Raw genomic sequence first — 6937 nt, 5'->3', positions numbered from 1 at the left:
AATTAATGAACTCCTGTCTCCTGTCTCCTAACTCCTAGCTAACGCGCATATTTATGAAGATACGCTTAGGGGTTCTATAAGCGAAGTATAGCCTTACTTTTGGTAATTTGTATAACCTAATCATATGGATTTGAGATCATATTAGCTTTATTGCCTGTTGCTTATTATTCGCACATTTGCCTCAGTATTCCGCACCAAAGTGCTATAAATCAAAATTTACTACTACCTGATTACGTCCCTTTTTCTTAGCACTATACAATGCGCTATCAGCTTTTTTCAACGCTCGATTGATATCCATACATAAAGGAGAAAGCTTCGCAACTCCCAAACTAATGGTAACCTTGACTTTTGTGCTGTCAAACAGCTCAATTTCCAACATTTCAATCATCTGCCGAATTCGTTCCGCCAAAACTTGACCATGCTCAAGATTAGTTTCTGGAGAAAAAATCGCAAATTCTTCTCCTCCTATTCTAGCTAGGATATCAGTAATTCGTAGGCAGTTTTTACAAGTATGGGCGACAGTCTTCAAAACAATATCGCCAACGTCATGACCATAAGTATCATTAATAGTTTTAAAGAAGTCAATGTCTAGCAGTAAAACTGTAGCTTCACGACCAGAACGCCTCGCTCGCTTGATTTCGATCTCAACCTGCTGAAAGAAGTAGCGACGGTTTGCCACCTGGGTTAAATCATCGGTGGTTGCCATTAATTGAATTTGTAAGGCTTTTTCTAGAAGCTTTTCTAACCGTCGAGCCATGAAGGCAATTTCATCGTTGCCAACAACAGGAATCTTGGTTTCCTCAGATGTTTTGGGTACACGAGCCAGGGATTGACTGATTATCTCCAAGCGTTGGGAAAAACCACGCTCAACAATCTGCCATTGCATTACTACAACAATTCCGAGCACTATTATACTAACAACTATAATGAATATTATCGCCCAATACTCCATCTGAAAAACAGTGTTTTTTTTCTGCTCAAAATCATCAATAATTCCTTGGGTATTTTGGTTAGAAAATTGCACCAGTTGATTAACGGTAGTTTGCAGTTCTGACAATACCTCTACACTAGTCTCTAATAATTGATTTTTGAGGATTAGTCTTTCTTGATCTAGCTCTAGAGAAGCTCCCATGAGCTGAAAAGCAAGTTGGGTTTTAGATCGAATTTGCTGGGCTAAGAGCAACATTTCTATAATATCTGGGTTTACTCTATTCTTGGATAGAGTATTGCTCATATCTTCAAGTTCCATCAGTAGCGAATCAATCTGTTTATAGGTTTGATTCAGGGAATATTTTGTTTTAGTCTCAGCTAGTCTTTGAGCATCTGATGCAATTTTTTCGATTATATGATTAAGTTTTCTTGTTCGCTCTACCCTAGGTAAATCTTGTTCTAAAAATTGATTTACTGTCTGTTTAAGCACCTGCATGACTATGACGGAGGAAGTAGTTATCAACAGCAGTAACCCAATAGTAAGAGCAAACACCAGTAACATCCTAAATTTGATGGTGTTTATAAATTTCAACTTTTTTTCCTTCATCTCAGCCACCTTGGTTTTCCCTCCATCTTTCTTGATATAGTTGGCGATAAGGGCGATCTGGTTCAAAAAAACCTCTGGAATTTACCACGCTAGCAGCATTCTTATGAGTTACTACATAAGGTTGATTTACATATCCGCTAGGGGGATCTCCGATCAAATTACGGTGAATTTCATCAACCAACTGCCAACCATGCATTAAAAGTGGTTCAGCTACAGAAGCATATTGATAACTCTCATATTTCATACGTAACAGTGCTGAGGTACTACCGTCCCCAGCAGAAATATTGAGCGGGGTAGGTAGATTGCTAGATACCAGTTCATTAATTGCATGATCGAAATATAAGTCATTAATGGCTAGGGAATGAGTCCATCTCTTCCCATAGCGTTTCTGCAAACGACGAATGGCCGGAGGAACTAAAAATGCTGTTTGATCGAGGGGAATGTCTTCAACAGATAGCACTATGCAGCGATCGCAACCTTCTAGTGCTTTAAGCATCTGATTAGCTTTTTCCAGGGCAATATTGATGCGGCGATCAGTGAAGACAACTACTCCAGCGGTTTGTCCTTCCTGTGGCTGAACTAATCCTGCTGCTGCTAAAGCTACTTGACGAGAATCAGTAGTCACATTAACTTGGACAGGAGTGTCAGGTATTGATCCTGGGTAAGGTGCTATATGCCAACCCATAATAGGAATATGCTGTTGCTCAAATTTTTTCAGATAAGAATATGTGGACATTGAGACAGTATCTCCTCCGACTAAAATCAGTCCATCTGGCTTGAGAGCTAATGCTTCCACTAGAGACTGATGACGCATAGTAGCTGAACTGCTGATGTCAAAAATTTCTACATTCCAATTCAGAGCTTGACAAGCTTCTTGAATACCAACCACAACACCAATTATCCCACCATTACGCAGGTCTTCGGCAACTACAACAACTGTTTTTTCATAGGAATCTATTCTTTGTAACTTTGGGAAGGTCAGGTTAGAATCACAACTTAGAAACAAGACAACCAGTAAGCTGCTAAGAAACAGACTGACAAATAATTTAGTGTATTTTTGTCCCATATATAGAGTGAACAAATAGTTAATCGGAAATTATAATATTGTAACAAATTAGGGTTCAGTATTTCAGGACTTGAGGATGTTAAAGGGATTATTTGTAGCGAGTATTGCTGTTTATTCAAAAGCAATTGCAACTGCTTATTGGTATTTTATTGTGGTGCTTCTAATAAATTAAGAATTGTCTATCGCGAAAGATTTATCCGATCTAGAAAATAATCTTGCTTAATTTTAGCGATCGCTTTACTTTCCTTCCGGAAAGTTCTGTTTCAAGATTGTTTAGCTGATTAACGACCAAAATTATGATTTTAATTTTCACTAATAACAATTTCTTAAACTTAGGCTATACTACTGTATCTTACATTTAGGTAAGATAATTTCCATAAATTATTGGAACATCAAAGTTTTAAGCCAATAAAATCTCAGTTTTGACTTTTGACTGTCAGATATGCGTCTTACATTCTGTTGGCGTAGCCTTTGCGCAAGAAATGGAAACCTCATCAATTAGCACTCAATGCATGAGTTTTGACTTTTAACTTCCGTGAAACGGTATAAACGTTATAACAATATGATAGTATGATAGCATGATGTCTATTATTTAAACTAAGGATTTGTCGTAAAAACCATGTTTCTTTGGGTAGTTCCTAAATTTAACACTCTATACTATATTTGCAGTATAGCATCATTTCAATTACTATAATTTTCTACCTTATATGGTTACTCTCAAAATATTAAAAAATATTAACAAGATGATTTTTATGAATAAAAAACTAAATTCGTTGCTATTTTACCTATTATTAACAATAGCAATTTTTGCAGCTTCATCCATAATTAAAGCACAAAATATTCCTGAAAAAAATCATACTAATGATCAGTGGAAAAAAGTTTTTAAAGATTCATTTTATCAATCAGATGAAGATCCACCAATAACCCCCAAAGATGGTACTACTAGAAGTGGTAGTTTGTGTTTGGTTTCTCCTGGTTTAATAGAGGCCGAGGGAAAAATTTGGAATACTCGTCCGACATTTATTTGGCAAGGAAAATTGGAGGGAATATCAATTCGTCCAGCTAATAGTCAGGAGGTTTTGTGGGCTGAAACAGTTCAAGATAATCAACAAATAATTATTTACGATGGGGAATCGTTAAAACCTGGTCATACCTATTATTGGAGAGTATTTGATTCAACTGCTTCTGAGTATTCTTTTCCTACTTTACGAGTGACTTTTAGAGTCATGGATGTTCTTGAACGTCAGGTGATTACTCAAGAGTTAGAAAAACTTGATACTGTTTTAAAACAAGCAAAAGCTACACCAGAAACTATTGCTTTGGCTAAAGTTAAATTTTTGGCTGAACGTAATTTATTTTCCGATGCTTTATCGGAAGCATTTACAGTTAAGAATCCCTCGACTGAATTAGAGGATTTTCGTAGTAATATTTTGGAGCGTTTTTGCCCAACATCAAAAGGTAATGGGAAGTAGACAGTAGGGAATAGGAGGAAAAAAGAAGATAAAGCGTCGAGGGTATGATATTAAGTATATTTGAATGGGTTTGTAGAGGTAATATCAATCCTAAAGAAGGATGCTATACTTACTTACCCACATTACCTATTAAGTAATTACTAGGATTCAGTAATCTTTTTAAAGATCTTAGTTAATTTTATATATTAAAAGCAAATTTGTCCTCCTCCTATTTTACTACCAGGAAGATTAAAATAAGTAGATTTTTCTGTTAGACTTTCTTTTTTTAACAGTTTATCGACTTGAGATATACAATAATCCATTATCAAAGCTATTTGACGAAATTATTCTTGTCCATAAGTTTTGTATGGTTGCGAAAGGGTTTCTATTCCTATTTTTTCCGTAAAAATTCAAAATAGAGAATCACTTTAAATTATAAAATAATTAAACTAACAGATTTTCCAGAATTTAATCTAAATTATGAACTTGATCTTATATAGTAAACCAGGCTGTCACCTCTGCGAAGGACTTCAAGAAAAACTCGAAGAAATACTGAAAGACCCCGAAAACTCCTGTAAATTTAACCTAGAGGTTAGAGACATTACCAACCGTGATGACTGGTTTCAAGCCTATCAATATGAAGTACCCGTACTCTGTGTATCTGAGACAGATACAACAACCGAAAAGCTTATACCACGACCATCTCCTCGAATGCCAGTGAGAAAATTGCAGCAAATGTTACAAAAATATATGTAAATTTTTGCTATAGAAAACAAAAAAATCCTTATGGTTGTTCAGCCTAATTTCTTGCATAAATCAAAAGTTCAAGTGGCGGGTTAAAGAACAAGATTTCTTGGGCTGCCATTAATAACCAGACTATAAAACCCGCCCTTACAAAAATTTTGTTTAGCAAATATTTTATAGATGCTATTAAGCAAAAATAAAGTAAAAATTCTAGATAAAAAAAAATTAAAAAACTATCGGAGTTCCTAATATGAAATTGAGAGAATTATTAGCAAAAGTTCCAAGTATTTCACTTACCAATAATCACCAAGCTTTAGAAACAGAAATCAAAGGTTTAGCCACAAATTCCCATGCTTGTCAACCAGGGGATTTATTCTTAGGAATGCCTGGCACCCGGGTTGATGGGGGAGACTTCTGGTCAAGCGCGATCGCTAATGGGGCAGTGGGAGCTATAGTTTCTCATTCCGCAGCAACAAAAAACCAAGCCAAAAATGAGTGTGTGATTCCAGTTGCTGACATGAGTCAAACTTGCCCAGAAGTTGCTGCTGCTTTCTATGACTACCCTGGGCAAAAAATGAAAATGGTAGGCATCACAGGTACTAACGGCAAAACCACTACTACCCATTTAGTCGAATTTCTCCTAAATAATGCTCAACTACCTACCGCTTTATTCGGTACCCTTTATGCGCGTTGGCCAGGATTTGCAGAAACTGCGGCTTACACCACACCTTTCCCAGTAGAATTGCAAAATCAATTGGCACAAGCAGTAGCAGCAGGGAGTAAATATGGAATTATGGAAGTTAGTTCCCATTCTCTACATCAAAAACGTGTTTGGGGTTGTAGTTTTGAGGTGGCAGTATTTACCAATTTGACTCAAGATCATCTTGACTATCACAAAGATATGGATGATTACTTTGAGGCAAAAGCGTTGTTGTTTAGCTTAGACTATCTCAAGGGTCGTGCTATAGTTAATGCTGACGATCCCTACGGCCAAAAGTTAATCGCCAGAATGAAACCGGAACAAGTTTGGAGCTATAGCACCAGCAATACTTCTGCCGATCTGTGGGCTTCAGACTTGGAATATCAACCCACTGGAGTTAAAGGAATTCTGCATACTCCCCAAGGTGAAATTCCTTTTAGTTTACCGTTGGTAGGGCAATATAATTTATCTAATATGTTAGCTGCGGTGGGAGCAACTTTACATTTGGGTTTAGATTTGGCGATGGTGGTTGCTCAGTTATCAGAATTTCCGGGAGTACCTGGTCGGATGGAGAGGGTACAGGTTAATGAAGAGCAAGATGTAAGTGTAATTGTTGATTATGCTCATACTCCTGATAGTTTAGAAAATTTGCTAAAAGCAGCACGACCTTTTATTCCTGGTCGAATGATTTGTGTGTTTGGTTGTGGAGGCGATCGCGACCGCACTAAGCGACCAAAAATGGGTAAAATTGCTGCTGAGTTATCAGATTTAGCTGTGGTGACTTCTGATAACCCCCGGACTGAAGACCCGGAAAAAATTTTACAGGATATTGTAGAGGGAATATCCCCAGAAGTTAAACCTTTGGTAATGGGCGATCGCTCTCAAGCTATTCATGCTGCTATTATGGAAGCTCAACCTGGAGATGGGGTATTAATAGCAGGAAAAGGTCATGAAGATTATCAAATTCTGGGTACAGAAAAAATTCATTTTGATGACCGAGAGCAAGCAAGAGATGCTTTGATAGACAAGTATAGTTTAAGTCAAAAGTGAAAAATTAAGAGTTAAAGTTATACCAGTTTCAAAGTAAGCATTCAGCAGTTAGCTTTTAGCTTCCGACAAAATGTAGTCTGATGACAATATTGAAAGACTGAAGTCCCATTTTTAAGATGGGTTGAAGTGCATCTGAAAACCAAAGTATCTATGGCGAATGTATTTTCGTAATTCACAAAAAAAGCTGTTAGCTCCGCATAAAAAATGGAAATGCTGACCGCTAATAGCTGAATGCCTAAGTTTCAAAAAAGATTGCTACATTAATTTGTTTTAGTAGGAGTCAGGAATTATAAAGTCAGTAACCTGAAATAATGAGAGATATAGAGAGAGGCAATACAGCGCTTTTCAGTTGAGTAGACCACAAAACTGTTGTAGGAGTAATGAGTAAG

Annotated in this window: 5 protein-coding genes; 3 read left to right on the top strand and 2 right to left on the bottom strand. The window is 36.8% G+C overall.

All coding sequences use genetic code 11. From position 1 onward, the window contains the following. Positions 1–202: 202 nt before the first annotated feature. Together ACP6PL_RS14275 and ACP6PL_RS14270 are read right to left on the bottom strand one after the other, a co-directional pair. Positions 203–1537, bottom strand: a complete 1335-nt coding sequence (locus ACP6PL_RS14275) for a GGDEF domain-containing protein (protein WP_426545929.1) — start codon at positions 1535–1537, stop codon at positions 203–205. Position 1538: 1 nt separating this feature from the next. Beyond that, the gene (locus tag ACP6PL_RS14270) at positions 1539–2603 is read right to left on the bottom strand and encodes a type 1 periplasmic-binding domain-containing protein (RefSeq protein WP_426545928.1); all 1065 of its coding nucleotides are present in this window, start codon (positions 2601–2603) and stop codon (positions 1539–1541) included. Positions 2604–3355: 752 nt separating this feature from the next. On the opposite strand from ACP6PL_RS14270, the gene ACP6PL_RS14265 reads away from it, so the two are divergent. The 3 genes from ACP6PL_RS14265 to ACP6PL_RS14255 all read left to right on the top strand — a co-directional run bounded on the left by ACP6PL_RS14265 (position 3356) and on the right by ACP6PL_RS14255 (position 6548). After that, positions 3356–4075, top strand: coding sequence for a hypothetical protein (locus ACP6PL_RS14265; protein ID WP_426545927.1), 720 nt, complete (start codon positions 3356–3358; stop codon positions 4073–4075). A 459-nt stretch (positions 4076–4534) separates the two neighbouring features. After that, positions 4535–4810 carry a glutaredoxin family protein gene (locus tag ACP6PL_RS14260; RefSeq protein WP_426545926.1) on the top strand — a complete coding sequence of 92 codons (276 nt, stop codon included), beginning with the start codon at positions 4535–4537 and terminating at the stop codon, positions 4808–4810. 238 nt (positions 4811–5048) lie between these two features. Next, positions 5049–6548, top strand: coding sequence for a UDP-N-acetylmuramoyl-L-alanyl-D-glutamate--2,6-diaminopimelate ligase (locus ACP6PL_RS14255; RefSeq protein ID WP_426545925.1), 1500 nt, complete (start codon positions 5049–5051; stop codon positions 6546–6548). The last annotated feature ends 389 nt before the right edge of the window (positions 6549–6937 follow it).

It is taken from the genome of Dapis purpurea BLCC-M126 (assembly GCF_050015975.1).
Lineage (GTDB): Bacteria > Cyanobacteriota > Cyanobacteriia > Cyanobacteriales > Microcoleaceae > Trichodesmium.
This window is presented reverse-complemented; position numbering and strand designations above follow the sequence as displayed.